This is a genomic window from Pedobacter sp. BS3 (assembly GCF_008274585.1).
Taxonomy (GTDB): domain Bacteria; phylum Bacteroidota; class Bacteroidia; order Sphingobacteriales; family Sphingobacteriaceae; genus Hufsiella_A.
Window position 1 is genome coordinate 49,052 of sequence record NZ_VTRT01000003.1, and the last position, 14,163, is coordinate 63,214.

General features: G+C 41.8%; 14 protein-coding genes. 8 read left to right on the forward strand and 6 right to left on the reverse strand.

Going from position 1 to position 14,163, the window contains the following annotated elements; translation table 11 throughout:
* The first annotated feature begins 96 nt into the window (after positions 1 to 96).
* Positions 97 to 1,311, forward strand: coding sequence for a glycoside hydrolase family 2 protein (locus FW774_RS08915; protein WP_197739829.1), 1,215 nt, complete (start codon positions 97 to 99; stop codon positions 1,309 to 1,311).
* Positions 1,312 to 1,784: 473 nt separating this feature from the next.
* Here FW774_RS08915 and mnmA read toward each other — a convergent pair whose 3' ends face one another.
* Together mnmA and FW774_RS08925 are read right to left on the reverse strand one after the other, a co-directional pair.
* Positions 1,785 to 2,876, reverse strand: coding sequence for a tRNA 2-thiouridine(34) synthase MnmA (gene mnmA, locus FW774_RS08920; RefSeq protein ID WP_149347841.1), 1,092 nt, complete (start codon positions 2,874 to 2,876; stop codon positions 1,785 to 1,787).
* 158 nt (positions 2,877 to 3,034) lie between these two features.
* The gene (locus FW774_RS08925; protein ID WP_149347842.1) at positions 3,035 to 4,405 is read right to left on the reverse strand and encodes an NAD-dependent succinate-semialdehyde dehydrogenase; all 1,371 of its coding nucleotides are present in this window, start codon (positions 4,403 to 4,405) and stop codon (positions 3,035 to 3,037) included.
* 119 nt (positions 4,406 to 4,524) lie between these two features.
* On the opposite strand from FW774_RS08925, the gene FW774_RS08930 reads away from it, so the two are divergent.
* Positions 4,525 to 4,836, forward strand: a complete 312-nt coding sequence (locus FW774_RS08930) for a hypothetical protein (RefSeq protein WP_149347843.1) — start codon at positions 4,525 to 4,527, stop codon at positions 4,834 to 4,836.
* Positions 4,837 to 4,933: 97 nt separating this feature from the next.
* Positions 4,934 to 5,521 carry a TMEM175 family protein gene (locus FW774_RS08935; RefSeq protein WP_149347844.1) on the forward strand — a complete coding sequence of 196 codons (588 nt, stop codon included), beginning with the start codon at positions 4,934 to 4,936 and terminating at the stop codon, positions 5,519 to 5,521.
* Positions 5,522 to 5,548: 27 nt separating this feature from the next.
* On the opposite strand, the gene FW774_RS08940 is transcribed toward FW774_RS08935, so the two are convergent.
* Positions 5,549 to 5,836, reverse strand: a complete 288-nt coding sequence (locus tag FW774_RS08940) for a hypothetical protein (protein WP_149347845.1) — start codon at positions 5,834 to 5,836, stop codon at positions 5,549 to 5,551.
* 163 nt (positions 5,837 to 5,999) lie between these two features.
* Between FW774_RS08940 and FW774_RS08945 the strand changes: the two genes are divergently transcribed.
* Positions 6,000 to 7,388 carry an arginine decarboxylase gene (locus tag FW774_RS08945; RefSeq protein ID WP_149347846.1) on the forward strand — a complete coding sequence of 463 codons (1,389 nt, stop codon included), beginning with the start codon at positions 6,000 to 6,002 and terminating at the stop codon, positions 7,386 to 7,388.
* Between the two features lie 83 nt (positions 7,389 to 7,471).
* On the forward strand, positions 7,472 to 7,684 hold the full coding sequence (locus FW774_RS08950) for a hypothetical protein (protein ID WP_149347847.1): 213 nt from the start codon (positions 7,472 to 7,474) through the stop codon (positions 7,682 to 7,684).
* A gap of 64 nt (positions 7,685 to 7,748) precedes the next feature.
* Here FW774_RS08950 and FW774_RS08955 read toward each other — a convergent pair whose 3' ends face one another.
* Entirely contained in the window at positions 7,749 to 9,305 is a 1,557-nt protein-coding gene (locus FW774_RS08955; protein WP_197739830.1) for a carbohydrate-binding domain-containing protein, read from the reverse strand.
* Positions 9,306 to 9,421: 116 nt separating this feature from the next.
* Positions 9,422 to 11,665 (reverse strand): TonB-dependent receptor, encoded by a 2,244-nt coding sequence (locus FW774_RS08960; RefSeq protein WP_149347848.1) that lies wholly within the window; start codon positions 11,663 to 11,665, stop codon positions 9,422 to 9,424.
* 104 nt (positions 11,666 to 11,769) lie between these two features.
* Between FW774_RS08960 and FW774_RS08965 the strand changes: the two genes are divergently transcribed.
* Together FW774_RS08965 and FW774_RS08970 are read left to right on the forward strand one after the other, a co-directional pair.
* Positions 11,770 to 12,429 carry a metal-dependent transcriptional regulator gene (locus FW774_RS08965; protein ID WP_149347849.1) on the forward strand — a complete coding sequence of 220 codons (660 nt, stop codon included), beginning with the start codon at positions 11,770 to 11,772 and terminating at the stop codon, positions 12,427 to 12,429.
* A 168-nt stretch (positions 12,430 to 12,597) separates the two neighbouring features.
* Positions 12,598 to 12,888 carry a molybdenum ABC transporter permease gene (locus tag FW774_RS08970; protein WP_149347850.1) on the forward strand — a complete coding sequence of 97 codons (291 nt, stop codon included), beginning with the start codon at positions 12,598 to 12,600 and terminating at the stop codon, positions 12,886 to 12,888.
* Positions 12,889 to 13,034: 146 nt separating this feature from the next.
* Here FW774_RS08970 and FW774_RS08975 read toward each other — a convergent pair whose 3' ends face one another.
* Positions 13,035 to 13,472 (reverse strand): Hsp20/alpha crystallin family protein, encoded by a 438-nt coding sequence (locus FW774_RS08975; protein WP_149347851.1) that lies wholly within the window; start codon positions 13,470 to 13,472, stop codon positions 13,035 to 13,037.
* 159 nt (positions 13,473 to 13,631) lie between these two features.
* On the opposite strand from FW774_RS08975, the gene FW774_RS08980 reads away from it, so the two are divergent.
* Positions 13,632 to 14,060: an acyl-CoA thioesterase gene (locus FW774_RS08980; protein ID WP_149347852.1), complete on the forward strand. Its 429-nt coding sequence runs from the start codon at positions 13,632 to 13,634 to the stop codon at positions 14,058 to 14,060.
* Positions 14,061 to 14,163 lie beyond the last annotated feature (103 nt).

Genomic DNA, 14,163 nt, shown 5'->3' on the forward strand with positions numbered 1-14,163 from the left:
AAGTTTTGGTTATGAAAAAGGATAAAAGAGCGATACCAGGGACACATTAAATTATAAACGATACAACATTATTTATATCAGAATTATTTATATCAGATGAAGTTTTTGAAACCATTCTTCCTTCTTAATATTTGTTTTCTTTCTGCAATAACGGCACAGGAAAGGTTAGTTGCTACGATTAATAGTAACTGGTTGTTTTTTAAAGGCGACACGGCTAAAATATCTTCATCAGATACCTGGAAAAGAATATCCATACCTCATACCTGGAATGCCGAAGATGTAATGGATGATGAGCCTGGTTATTATAGGGGAGATGCCTGGTATAAAAAAACTATTTATGTGCCAGCCGGCTGGAAAGAAAAGGATGTGTATATTTTCTTCGAAGGAGCGGCACAGGTTGCAGAAGTATTTATTAATGGTAAACTGGTAGGAAAACATACAGGAAGCTATACTGCCTTCAGTTTTCTTATCAGCAAATACTTAACATATAAAAATGGTGCAAATGCAGCCAATCAGCTTGTAGTAAAATTAAATAATAGCCATAATGATGATATTCCGCCCCTTTCCGGAGATTACACGTTCTTCGGTGGTATCTATCGTGATGTTTATTTACAAGCTATCAATAAAGTTCATTTTGCTGCCGAAAATAATGCCTCAAGCGGAATTTTTATCACTACCCCATCTGTAACAGATCATACCGCGGTTGTAAACCTGAAAGGGGCCCTTGTAAATAAAAGCGATTCTGACAGAAACCTGGTGATCAGCCATCAGATTTTTGATGCTGAGGGGAAATTGATTGCAGTTCAAAAAAACAACTTCAGCGCAAAAGCAGGTGAGAAAATAACCTTTAACCAGGAGATCAGGAACATCCAGGATCCCAATCTATGGTCGATAGAAAACCCGTATTTATACCGTGTGGTGTCCACTATTACCGATGCTGATACTAACCAAAAAGTAGATGAAATAAGCAATCCATTAGGATTCAGGTGGTATGGTTTTGATGCTGCCAAAGGTTTTTTCCTGAATGGAAAACCGGTAAAGCTGATTGGCGCAAGCAGGCACCAGGATTTTAAAGGCTTGGGAAATGCCTTACCGGATGCTATGCATGTAAGAGATGTGAAATTGCTGAAAGAAATGGGAGGTAATTTTTTACGCATAGCGCATTACCCTCAGGATCCGGCCGTTTTACAGGCTTGCGACAGGTTAGGCATTTGGGCTTCTGTAGAAACACCCATAGCCAAGCTTCGTGTCTTCACGAAGCTTCTTATACCGATTCGTGAAGACACGAACCGGGGCGTATGTTTATCGTGATTTGTATTTTCGTTAAAAATCATTCTAAGCCAAGCTTTGTGTGGCCAAGCTTCGTGTCTTCACGAAGCTTCTTATTCCGATTCGTGGAGACACGAATCGGGGCGTTAGATTCGCTAAGACAGGAGCCGGGGCGAAATTAAAACTCAAATCTTAAATCTTTTAAAAAGGTATATTTATTTTCTCCCAATTCATAAAATGATGCGGAAGAATATTCATAATCACAGGGATGGGTAACAAGATTCCAATGTGCAGCCAAAGGATTGTTATGGATATAGTCCAATTTTTGAAAGGCTACCTCTCTGCTATACAATTCAACAGCCAGTGAGTCTTTCTGCCAGAATTCATATTGCTTATTACTGGCGTTTACCAAATAGGGGCTACAGCGGATGGCGGGACTATCAGCACAAAAATGCTGCCGCAAGTGCTTTTCAAAATCTTATTTTATTGATATAAAGGAATTTGAACAGGTATACTTAAATTAAAAATCCACCTCCAAGCAGATCATTCCCTTCGTAAAATACGGCGGATTGCCCGGGAGCTATGCCTGAAACCGCGTGATGAAAATCAATTTTCATCAGCTCGCCATCCTGCACAATGGTGCTGGTTGTACCGGCATCTTTATACCGTATTTTGGTTACGGCTTCAAGAGGTTGGATGATATGTTCGTATTTAACAAGGTTGAGGTTTTTAACAAAGGCTACAGAGCGTTTCAGCTCATCCTGTGTTCCCAAAGTAACCCGGTTGGTGGCAGGGTCTATATGCGTTACAAACATGGGTTGACCAAGCGCTATTCCCAAGCCTTTACGCTGGCCAATAGTATAAAAAGGGTAACCCTGGTGTTTTCCGACAACTGTGCCGTCTGTTAGCACAAAATCGCCACCGGCAACACGGGCATCCAGGTCGTCTACTTTATGGCGCAGAAAAGCCCGGTAATCGTTATCGGGCACAAAACAGATCTCGTAGCTTTCGCTTTTATGCGCAAGCTCTACCTGGCCCATTTCTAAAGCCATTTGCCTGATTTCAGCCTTGGTGAAGCTGCCTAAGGGAAATTTGGTGCGGGCAAGGTTTTGCTGAGACACACCCCAAAGCACATACGACTGGTCTTTATGCTCATCGCGACCTTTGGATATCACATAACGGTTGTTTTCGGGCTGTAAACGGATGTTGGCGTAATGCCCGGTGGCTATAAATTCGCAGTCCAGCTTATCGGCACGCTTTAAAAGCGCTTCCCATTTAATGTGCGTGTTGCACAATACGCAGGGGTTAGGCGTGCGGCCGGCCAGGTACTCATCAACAAAGTTATCGATGACAAAATCGCCAAATTCATTGCGTATATCCAGGATATAGTGCGGAAACCCATAGGCGACGGCCAGTGCACGGGCATCATTAATGCTGTCCAGGCTGCAACACCCGGTTTCTTTAGACGAACCTCCCGCCGAAGCATAATCCCAGGTTTTCATGGTAAGGCCGATAACCTCGTAGCCCTGCTCATGCAGCATTACCGCTGCTACAGAACTGTCAACCCCGCCACTCATGGCTACCAATATTCGGCCGTGCTTACTCATAATGCCGCAAAGATACGGAATATGCTTTTATCCGGCTTTGATAGTGGTCAGCCAGCGGTAAAATTCGCAGATTTGGAGAGGAGTGAGGGTTGAATTTGATATTTACTTTAAGTTAATTGATATTAATAATCAGATATTTAAGATGTTTATCTAATTTTTTATTTTATATAAATGGTTTTGATATTCACAAACTCCTTTATGCCATATATTCCCAATTCACGACCGTATCCGGATTGGTTAATTCCACCAAATGGCAGCCGTGGATCTGACTTAACCAATGAGTTGACAAAGCAGCTTCCGGCATTTAGCTGATGTGCGATTTCTTCGCCACGTTGTTTGTCGGAAGTAAATACGGCAGCTCCTAAGCCAAAAGAAGTGTCGTTTGCTATCGCGATAGCGTCCTTTTCGTTTTTAGCCGTAATTACGGAAGCAACCGGCCCGAACAGTTCTTCATTGTAGGCCGGCATGCCAGGTTTGACATTAACCAGTAAGGTGGGAGGGTAGAAGGCGTGCTTGCTTTTGAGTTTTGGTATTTCGCCACCCAGCATGCATTTAGCGCCGGCTTTTATGGATTTTTGCACCTGTTCGTGTAGATCGTCGCGAAGATCCATTCGTGCCAGCGGGCCGACAGTATTGACCGTATCTAAGGGATCGCCCACGGTATTAGCTGATAATTTCTCTTTAAACAGGGCTGTAAATTGCTTTTCGACCGCTTTTACCACGATAAAGCGTTTGGCGGCTATGCAGCTTTGTCCGCTGTTAATTAAGCGGCTTTCGGCGCAGATAGTGGCTGCCTGCTCCAGGTCGGCATCTTCCAATATGATATATGGATCGCTTCCGCCAAGCTCAAGTACCGTTTTTTTAAGCAGCGATGCGGCATGTTGTGCAACGGCCATGCCGGCCTGCGTGCTTCCTGTAAGGGTTACCGCTTTGACTAAGGGATGTTCAATAACCTGGTTAACACCTTCGCCGCCAATAAGCAGGATTTGGAAAACGTGTTTCGGGAACCGGGCTTCCTGAATAATTTGTTCAATAGCCAGTGCGCATTGCGGTACATTTGAGGCGTGTTTCAATACCCCGCAATTGCCGGCCATCAGGGCAGGGGCCAGGAAACGAAAAACCTGCCAAAAGGGGAAATTCCAGGGCATAACAGCCAGTACTACGCCCAACGGCTGAAACTGGATATAGCTTTTACCGGCATCGGTTTTAACCGGTTCATCGGCAAGAAAGGCCTCGGCATTTTTAGCATAATAATCGCATACCAGGGCACATTTCTCTATTTCGGAAATACCTTGCTTAAGTGGTTTTCCCATTTCTAAGGCCATCAGGTGTGCAAGCTCATCTTTACGTTTATGCAATACTGCGGCCATGTTCCGCATTAAAGCAGCACGTTCTGCAAAGGAGGTGTTTTTCCAACCAAGCCAGGCCTGGTGTGTTTGCTCAATTTTCCGGCTAACCGTCTCGGGATTTATCGGTTTAAAGCTTTTCAGCACCTTTCCGTTTACGGGATTTACAGACTGTATACTCATAATTAATGAAGGGTTTATGTTTATGAACAAGTGGTTTATCATGTCGGTTTTTGCAAAAAATATAAAACTTTAATGCCAGACCGGTTGTCATTTATATACCAACCTAATATTTAAACGCCATGATACCTGACAAAGAAAACAAAAAAGAAGACCTGCTTACTGAGGATAATAATTTTGGAACAGCAGGAACCGAAACCGATGCAGAATATCGCAAACCTCGCAATGATCATGCTGTAAAAACGAATGAATATGGCATTGCAGAGAATGAGGAGTGGCACAGTCCGCGTGATGCCGGACATCCTGTTATACACAGTTCCGGTGAAAGTCCAACCACCGGAGACCTGGAAAGTTACCCGGGCAACCAGCCGGCAAAAGACCAGATAACGCATTCGGATAATGTGGGCGGTACGCCGGCATCAGCAAGTGATTAAAAATGGTAAACGGAGCAGTAAGTGCTCCGTTTTTTTGAAGGGTAGGAGCTTTTCTATTTGAAAAAATATAAATTAGTAGCTGTAAAACAGCTAAAAGATGCACAAAAATCGTTTAGAGGCCTTTAGTGATGGCGTTATTGCCATTATCATCACCATTATGGTTTTAGAGCTGAAGGTTCCGCATAGCGATAACATCGCAGAGCTTAAGCCATTAATTCCGGTTTTAATGAGCTATGTTCTCAGCTTTCTTTACGTAGGCATTTACTGGAATAATCATCATCACATGCTGTTTGCGGTTGAAAAAATAAATGGAACCGCATTGTGGGCAAACCTGCATTTACTATTCTGGTTATCATTAATTCCGTTTGTAACCGCCTGGATGGGTGAGAATCATTTTACGCAATGGCCGGTAGTAATGTATGGCGTCGCATTGATTATGAATGCTATTGCATATACTATTCTGGCTACAGTTCTGATGAAACAGGAAGGCAAGGGTTCTAAACTTGCCAAAGCATTTGGAAACGACCGTAAAGGAAAATTATCCATACTGATTTATGCCGTAGCTATCGCGATGGCATTTGTGTCAACCACCATAAGCTTAATATTGTATTTTGTTGTTGCGGTTATCTGGTTTTTTCCTGACCCAAGAATTGAACGTACATTGTTAGGGAGAGAACAGTGTTAAAATCTATCTGTTAAAGCGCTTTCTAAATCATTGCCCATTTTTACACGATCTGTCCGGCCCATGGCTTTCCAGTTTATAGTAGAATTGGTTAACGTCATTAAAATGTGGAAATTTCAAATACACAAATGATGATACCAGATTTACGGAAACATAATGATCAATAACTTTTACAATCAGGTTGTGATACGGCTGTGATTTTAGAATTACACAATTCTCACCATTGAGCGTATAAGCGATCTTCTTCTTAGGGAAATTTTGCAGCAGGGCCAGGAAATAGGGAGCGTTATTAATATCTGTTATTTTATTACTTAACATAATATTAATTATAGGACAAAATATAGAATTATAATTCATCTATGCTTTTTCCATAATTCACAAACTTATTCCGGATAATTTAATTACATATAATATTACATCCATTAACATTAAAAAATTCACTAAAAAATCACATTTTTGCCAAAATTTTTTTAATTAAAAAATGCAGAGCTACCAGGAGTTTTTAGATTTAAGCGTAGGCTTTCCACAGGAAGGTTTTGAGATCATCGACGACGAGCTTTATTTTCACGACCTTAACCTCATGGAGATGATCGAGACGTATGGCACGCCTTTACGTTTTACATATCTTCCCATCATCTCAAAGAAAATACAGCAGGCAAAGCTGTTGTTTAAAAGGGCTATTGTAAATAACAATTACAGAGGTAGTTATAAATACTGTTATTGTACTAAAAGCTCGCACTTCAGGCATGTGGTTGAGGAAGCACTGAAGAACAATATTCACCTGGAAACTTCATCTGCATTCGACATGCCGGTTATTGACAACCTGGAGAAAAAAGGAATTGTAAATAAGGACATCACGGTAATCTGCAACGGCTTTAAAACCTACCAGTATAAACAGTATATTATTGATATGCTGCACGACGGCTTTTCTAACATTATTCCGGTGCTGGATAATAAGGAAGAGTTTAACCTGTACGATGATGAGCTGGATATTGCCTGTAACCTGGGGATCCGTATAGCAGCCGAAGAACAGCCCGATTCACAATTCTATACTTCCCGTTTAGGTATACGTATGGAAGATGTGATTGATTTTTACAACAGTAAAATAGCATCTAACCCCAATTTTAAGGTTAAGCTGCTGCATTTCTTTATTAATTCCGGCATTTCGGACACGCCGTATTACTGGAACGAGCTGGAGAAATACGTTACGTTGTATTGCAAATTCAAGAAAATCAACCCTGAGCTGGATACGCTGGATATTGGCGGCGGTATGCCATTTAAAGATTCGCTGGTATTTGATTTCGATTACGAATACATGGTAAATGAGATCGTTAAGCGTATCAAGGAAATTTGTTCGGAGCATGATGTGGTTGAGCCCGATATCATTACCGAGTTCGGGAAATATACAGTGGCCGAAGCATCGGGTATTTTATATAAGGTGCTTGGTCGTAAACAGCAGAATGACCGTGAGCGCTGGTTAATGCTCGATGGCTCGTTTATTACCAATTTACCTGATGTGTGGGCGCTGAACCAAAAATATATTTTGCTGCCGGTTAATAACTGGGATGCCGAATATGAGCGGGTAAACCTGGGTGGCATTACCTGCGACGGACAGGATTACTATAACCAGGAAGCGCACATGAACAGCGTATTTATGCCTAAAACCCGTAAGGTGCAATACCTGGGATTTTTCCATACAGGCGCTTACCAGGAAGTATTGAGCGGCTATGGAGGTATTCATCACTGCCTCCTGCCCTCTCCAAAGCATGTTATTATACGGCGCAATCGCGATGAAACGTTCAATTTTGAAGTTTTCGGCGAAGAACAGAACAGTAAGCAGGTGTTAAAAATACTGGGATATAGCTCGTGAACAAAACCGGATTAAAAATAATTGATAACTTTACCGGCGGTTATTCGGTCAGGATTAACTAAAAACAACTAAATAATTTTCAGATGAAAAAAACAAGTATAATTCTCATGGTGTTAGGGGTAATTGCTATCGCTATTTGCCTTTTCTATTTCAGAAGTCAGAATAATGTGGTTGATTCATTACCCATGACTGCTAATCCGAAAGGCGAATTAACTACAGAATGGCCATTATTTATCGGCATTATTCTGGTGTTTGTAGGCGGAACATTTTATTCCATCAGCACAGAGAAGCACTAAAGTTTTTGTTAAGGAAGCTGCTCATAACATTCAACCTGATAAAATGTTGAGCAGCTTCTTCAGTTTATCCCCTGCTTATGCTTCCCCCTATCTGGGTTACCATACCCGATGTGGTAAACGTAGCCGATTTCGTTCCTTTTGTGTAAGTCCCGGCCGAATAGAGTCCGGAAAAGTCAGTGCCATTGGCTACACTCCCACCGGTATACACATTATAGGTAGTGCTGCCTTTCAACTTAGCGCTGGCAAATAGTAACGTACTGTATGAAACGGGCGCCAGAAAAGTTAATGCCTCTGTTCCGTCAGCCGCTTCAATATGAACAATTTTACCGGCAGTTCCGCTGCCCATTACCACAGAATGAATGGTTGAAACCGATGAACTGGGCCCGCTGGTAGCCCCGGCAATTCCCACTAATGTACCGCCGGTAATTTTGAATGTACGGGCATCGCAATCAAAGCTGGCTTCGGGCGCTCTGGCTCCTACAGCAACAATAATACCGCCGGTAACAGTCAGCGTTCCGTTAGAATCAATAGCATCATTACCAGTACTGTAAGCATAGATATTACCACCGTTAATGTAAATGGCAGTACCCGCGTTCAGGCCGTCATCAGTTGTTTTTGTTGTAATATTACCCGCATTAATAGTGAGTATACTTTTACTTTCGATACCCTCGCCGGCAGTTGAATTAACGGTGATTGTGCCTCCGTTAATAGTTATATATGGCGTAATGGTTGTATCCGTTTCATCGTAAGAAGCCGCTATACCATCATCCCCGGTGTTAAGGGTAAACGTGCCATTATTAATAATGATATATCCTTCTTCCGTTTCAATACCATCGCTGCTTGCTGTTATTTTCAGTGTACCGCCATCGGCAATAAAGGCATCGTTGGTATGAATGCCATCGGTAACAGCTCCGGAAACGGTGATGTTCCCACTAACAATACGAATATAATCATCGCTGACTATAGCATGTTTATAGTTTCCTTTTACGGTTAAGCTACCATTTCCTGTAAAAATCAATTGTCCTTCGCTAAATATAGTACCTTTCATATCTTCCGTTGAAGTAGCGTATGCAGAGCCATCTGTCAGCGAATTTGTAGTGCCATCAGCTAAAACAATAAAGGCCCGTTTGGATGATTGTATATTAATGGCAGGGCCATCGTTGTTGGTAATTGACACGCCGTTCAGGGTGAGTTTGAACTTTTTATCGCTGTATATCTTTACCGAGCCGTTTGTGGTAGTACCGGATAACTGGTACTCCACCCCTGCAACGGTTGCATTGATAACCACATCTCCCCCGCTTTGCGTAATGGTTACACCGCTTCCGGATAATGGATTGCTAATGTTTAATGTGGTGCCAAAGGCAATGCTGACGATGCTTGAAAACGTAGAATTCTCGATATTGTCTTCATCATTAGCGCCGGTTTCTGTTGAACCTTCCACGGTACCCGATGTAACGGTAGTGCTTTCAATGGTAGTTGTTCCGCCCGATGAGCTTTCATCATCGCTAACTGTATTTTTGCTTTTGGAACATCCTCCCAGCATCCAAACGGAAAAAAATAGTAAGCCCATCAGGAACATGTTCCTGAAAAGGGCTGTCAACTGTTTTGTGGTGGTAATCATGATCTTATACTATTTGGTTAGTATAAAAATCCGGACTTCGAACCGAGAGGCATCATGAGTACCGATAAACAGGTGAATTATATCGATAAATTCAATGTAAACTCACATCTCCTAACTTAAAACAGATCGTACCGTATGCCCAAAAAACTCCGGATACCCTGTAACGACGCATAATTATATTCGGTATCAAACGTATAACCGTTCGGGTTGCTTACTGCATTATTTGCTGTTTTATCAAACGGGTCAAAAGGACGCATGAGCGGATATTTTGGAACGAAGTTCAGCAGATTCTTCACTCCGCCATAAATCGTAAAGCCTTTATTGAATTTTTTAGTTATCTGTAAATTGGCCATACAAAACCAGGGCGAATATTCCGGACGGTAATCATTAGGTTGAATTGGTAAACGCATAGGCCCATCCCACTGCCCGGTTAAATCTAATGTAAAATTCTTAGGCAACGTATAGCTGATGGTGAATGTTCCCGACCATTCAGGTGCATGTATCTGTTGCTTCTTTATATGATGCTCTACCTGGAAAACATCCATCCACGTAATGCCTGCGAGTATTTTTAAAGGGAAATTAAAGGTTAGATCAGAATTGAGCGAGATACCTTTTGATATGGCATGACCTGCCAGGTTACTGTAAATGATTTTATCAGGGTCTGTATCAAAATCGCCGGTAATTCTGTTGGTGAAATAGGAATAGAACCCGGTAACATCAAAACTGAGGAAAAATTTATCGGCAGGTATGCGAAGAACGTAGTTCAGGTTGCTGTTGTATGAACGTTCCGGGTTTAGCTTTTCTGCTATAACAACCTGCCTTGCTCCGGTCAGTGCAGCATGATCTTCGGTAAACAGGTTAACTACCCTGAAACCCGTTCCAAAACTCGTCCGGATAGTATTATTTTTATTAGGTGATAATTTATAAGCCAGTCTTGGCGAATGTACGCTGCCATGATATTGATCATAATCATACCTGTAACCCAGCAATAAGGTGTTTTTAGTATCGATAGCCCATTCGTCCTGTATAAACGCTCCTGGAAGCGGTGTTACAGATGGTTTATTTTTAGTGCCATCGGCAGAAGCCGTTGCCGGTGTATTATCGTCATAAACGGTATACCGCACAGCAGCGCCTAACAAAAAATTATGTTCAGTACCAAGCTTACGGTTCCAGTATGTTTGCAAAAATGCCACTTGCTGCGTAGCCATATAAGGCGTATTGCCATACCAGGAATTCTGGTTATGCCAGTTGTACGAGAACTGAACATAGATTTTTTCTTTTACGGGCAACTGATATAATCCAATTATTTCGGCACGTTTGGTATAAATGCTCTCACCGTACACCTCATCACTTCCCCGGAATGATTTATTCCAGTTCATTTCTCCACCCCAGCGATCTTCATATACATACCGGGCCGCCAGGCTGCCTGCCCGATTGTTCTTAGGCCCGAAATCCCATTTATTAAACAGCGAAATACGGTTTTGCAGGGTCATATCCGTAAAATTATCATGGTTATTATCCACCCTGTTTTCAAAATTATAATAGTTCAGCCCCAGCAATGCCGTTGCTTTACCCATTTTGAGTTTCATGCCGGCATCGGCGCTCAGCTCTCCCCACGAGGTACCAAATACATCGGCACTTAGTGCCGGTGCTTTAAGTGGATTTTTTGTAATAACGTTAATAATACCGCCCATGGCTTCAGAGCCATATAATGATGAAGCAGGTCCTTTTACTACTTCCAGCCGCTCAACCATGCTATTAGGAATACCGCTAAGACCATAAACCGTAGAGAGGGCGCTTACAATAGGCATACCATCAATTAAAATCATAGTATACGGCCCTTCCATACCGTTAATGTGGATGTCGCCGGTATTGCATACGTTACAGTTTAACTGTGGTTTTACGCCATTGATCATACATACAGCGTCAAATAAGCTGGGTGTAGGATTTTTCTTAAAGAAAGCGGGTGTATATACTTCTACAGGTACAGGGCTTTCCAGGCGGCTTACCTCACGCATAGTGCCTGTAATTACCACTTCGTTAAGCGCCGATAGATCCTGCATCTTCAGCGAGGTATCCGGTATGCGTGTAGTTTGTTTTTTTATCATGATCTCTTGCTGATAGGTTTTATAACCTGTATAACGCACCTGTAGCAACCAACTCCCGTAAGGGATTTTTTTCAATTGGTAAACGCCGGTGCTGTCGGTTGCTGTTGCGAGATTTAATTCAGGAATAGCAACAGTTGCCCCTTCCAGCTTTTTGCCATCAGCATCTGAAACAGTACCACTTATCTGTGCAGTTTGAGCCTGAACTGCCGAGCGGTATAGCATTAACAACAAGATTAATGAATATATTTTCATACTTCTAAATACAATATTAGAATACAAAAATATAAAAGTTAGAATAATCTAATAATTATATTGGCGAATTATTTTCTACCTTTAAATCCGTTAGATACTGAAGCATGTATTCGCAAACAGAGGAAAATTACCTGAAAGCGCTTTTTAACTTAGGCAATCACAAAGGTGAGGTCAATGTAAATGAACTGAGCAGGGAGCTGGATCTGAAAATGCCGACGGTAAACAGCATGATGAAAAAGCTGGCCGAAAAAGGGCTGATCCATTACGAAAGCTATAAACCGGTGCGACTATCTGAAAAAGGTAAGAAGGAAGCTGCCTTGATCATCAGGAAACATCGTTTAACGGAGATGTTCCTGGTAGAAAAAATGGGCTTTGGATGGGATGAAGTACATAATATTGCCGAGCAGGTAGAACATATTCAATCGCCGGAGTTTTTTGCAAAGATGGATGAACTGTTAGGGTTTCCAAAGATCGACCCGCATGGCTCACCCATCCCCGATCAAAGCGGAAAAATGGCCTGGCCGGAATATATTAAACTGAGCGAATGTAAAGCCGGTGACACTGTACGCTTTCGTGCCGTTACACATTCGTCGGATGAATTTTTAAAATTTCTGAACAGCCGCGAGCTGTTGTTGGGCACCATTATCCATATCCAGTCGGTTGAACCCTTTGATAATACGTTCACTGTAAGCTACGGTAACCGGGCATCGGCAATGCTAAGCCATATTGCTGCCGAAAAGCTGCTGACCGAAAAGGTTTCGTGATTTCCAGGCCTGATAAGCGTTTACGAAGACAAGGTCATCTTACGCCGATTCTGTTTTTGCGACTTTGGTATTAACTAATGGAGATTTTTCAGGCTTATTCTGGTAATACTGTTTAACTTTTAATACATTGCATCAGGGAGAGCGTGTTTTTTAATAAGGGAGGTGCGTATGAATTTTTACTACATTACCGGGATCATCATGATTGCAGTGGCGATAGTTATTAACTATTCAATTAACCGGAGAAGGTTTTACCGGAGAGGGCCGGGCGGATTACAGCACTTTAACAGGTATAGTGAATCGGTAATTGTAACCGTTGCAGAACGATTGGGAAAGTTTATTGCGCTTGTGCTGTTCCTGTTAGGTATTGGCGCCCTTATGGCAGGCCGTCATCAGCAAAACCTTCAAAAAAAGATAGGGCCAACAAGTGAGCATCTGCAGCGTAACAGTAACCGGCAATAGTACGTTTCATTTAATTTGCTAATAGTGATATATGCTGTAAAACTACCGGCAAACTGTACTGTAAAATAGTAGTTCTATGCTATAAAAATAAAAAAGCGCCCGCATTGGCGGGCACCCTAAACCAAACATCAAACAATCAACAAATCTTACTTCACCGCAATCTCTCTCGGTTGATATTTGGCTTCTTCCTTCTTAGCGACATTGATTTTCAATACACCATCGGTATATTCTGCATCGATTTTAGCATGATCTGCGCTTTCGGGCAAGGTGAATGAGCGTACAAACGAGGTGTAGCTGTATTCCCTGCGTGAATATTTTTTGTTTTCATCGGTAGTCTCGTTCTTGCTTTCTACAGATATACTCAATACGTCTTTGTCAAGGTTGATCTTAAAATCATCCTTTTTTAAACCCGGAGCTGCCAGTTCAATATGATACTCGTTCTCGGTTTCGGCAATATTAACGGCCGGAACACGACTGGTTAAACGGTCTGAAACAAATGAATCGTTAAAAAACGAATCAAATACATCATTAAACCAGGTAGCGGGTGTTGAACTTTTAGGATTAGCAAATTTTACCAGTGTCATTTTTATTTCCTCCTTAAATTAATTTATCGTTGTTCTGCAAAGAGATAATCAAGCACCATACCATAAACAAAAAGCCTGTAATATTGTTGATATATTAAGACAATTTGACATTAATTCGCGATATGTTAATGACAAATTGTCTTAATTTAAAACTAACTTATGAACCTGAAACAGTTCAATTTTAAAGCTTATATTCCCGTAAGGTTTGCCGACCTGGATGTTTCAGGTCATGTAAGTAATGCCACCTGTCTTACTTATTTTGAAATTGCCCGCTGCAATTATTGGAGAGAAGTGATCAACTGGAACTGGGAAGAAATGGGTATTGTCGTCGCCCGGGCTGAAATTGATTATATAAGCCCGGTAAAATTGTACGATGAGGTCTTTGTGTATGTACGAACCTCGCGGACAGGCAATACCAGCTTTGACCTGGAATATGTACTCACTGTTAAAAGAGGCAACGAAGATACGGTATGCGCCACCGGAAAAACGGTTTGTGTAGCATTTGATTATGATCAAAATAAACCGGCCCCTATTCCCGATCACCAGCTTGTGCGAATGAAAAGCTTTGAATTTTTATGTAATACCTGATCATACTGATCGCATTCAGCATTGTAGTCCCCTGCTGACGACAAGAGATTTTTGTAATCCGGGAGAATAAGATGAATATAAAGTGAAAATATTATAGATGCGC

What these genes read in the sequence shown, in the direction of transcription:
- FW774_RS08915 (WP_197739829.1), top strand. Translation starts at nt 97, where the DNA reads ATGAAGTTTTTGAAACCATTCTTCCTTCTTAATATTTGTTTTCTTTCT.
- mnmA (WP_149347841.1), bottom strand. Translation starts at nt 2,876, where the DNA reads ATGAGTAAGCACGGCCGAATATTGGTAGCCATGAGTGGCGGGGTTGAC.
- FW774_RS08925 (WP_149347842.1), bottom strand. Translation starts at nt 4,405, where the DNA reads ATGAGTATACAGTCTGTAAATCCCGTAAACGGAAAGGTGCTGAAAAGC.
- FW774_RS08930 (WP_149347843.1), top strand. Translation starts at nt 4,525, where the DNA reads ATGATACCTGACAAAGAAAACAAAAAAGAAGACCTGCTTACTGAGGAT.
- FW774_RS08935 (WP_149347844.1), top strand. Translation starts at nt 4,934, where the DNA reads ATGCACAAAAATCGTTTAGAGGCCTTTAGTGATGGCGTTATTGCCATT.
- FW774_RS08940 (WP_149347845.1), bottom strand. Translation starts at nt 5,836, where the DNA reads ATGTTAAGTAATAAAATAACAGATATTAATAACGCTCCCTATTTCCTG.
- FW774_RS08945 (WP_149347846.1), top strand. Translation starts at nt 6,000, where the DNA reads ATGCAGAGCTACCAGGAGTTTTTAGATTTAAGCGTAGGCTTTCCACAG.
- FW774_RS08950 (WP_149347847.1), top strand. Translation starts at nt 7,472, where the DNA reads ATGAAAAAAACAAGTATAATTCTCATGGTGTTAGGGGTAATTGCTATC.
- FW774_RS08955 (WP_197739830.1), bottom strand. Translation starts at nt 9,305, where the DNA reads ATGATTACCACCACAAAACAGTTGACAGCCCTTTTCAGGAACATGTTC.
- FW774_RS08960 (WP_149347848.1), bottom strand. Translation starts at nt 11,665, where the DNA reads ATGAAAATATATTCATTAATCTTGTTGTTAATGCTATACCGCTCGGCA.
- FW774_RS08965 (WP_149347849.1), top strand. Translation starts at nt 11,770, where the DNA reads ATGTATTCGCAAACAGAGGAAAATTACCTGAAAGCGCTTTTTAACTTA.
- FW774_RS08970 (WP_149347850.1), top strand. Translation starts at nt 12,598, where the DNA reads ATGAATTTTTACTACATTACCGGGATCATCATGATTGCAGTGGCGATA.
- FW774_RS08975 (WP_149347851.1), bottom strand. Translation starts at nt 13,472, where the DNA reads ATGACACTGGTAAAATTTGCTAATCCTAAAAGTTCAACACCCGCTACC.
- FW774_RS08980 (WP_149347852.1), top strand. Translation starts at nt 13,632, where the DNA reads ATGAACCTGAAACAGTTCAATTTTAAAGCTTATATTCCCGTAAGGTTT.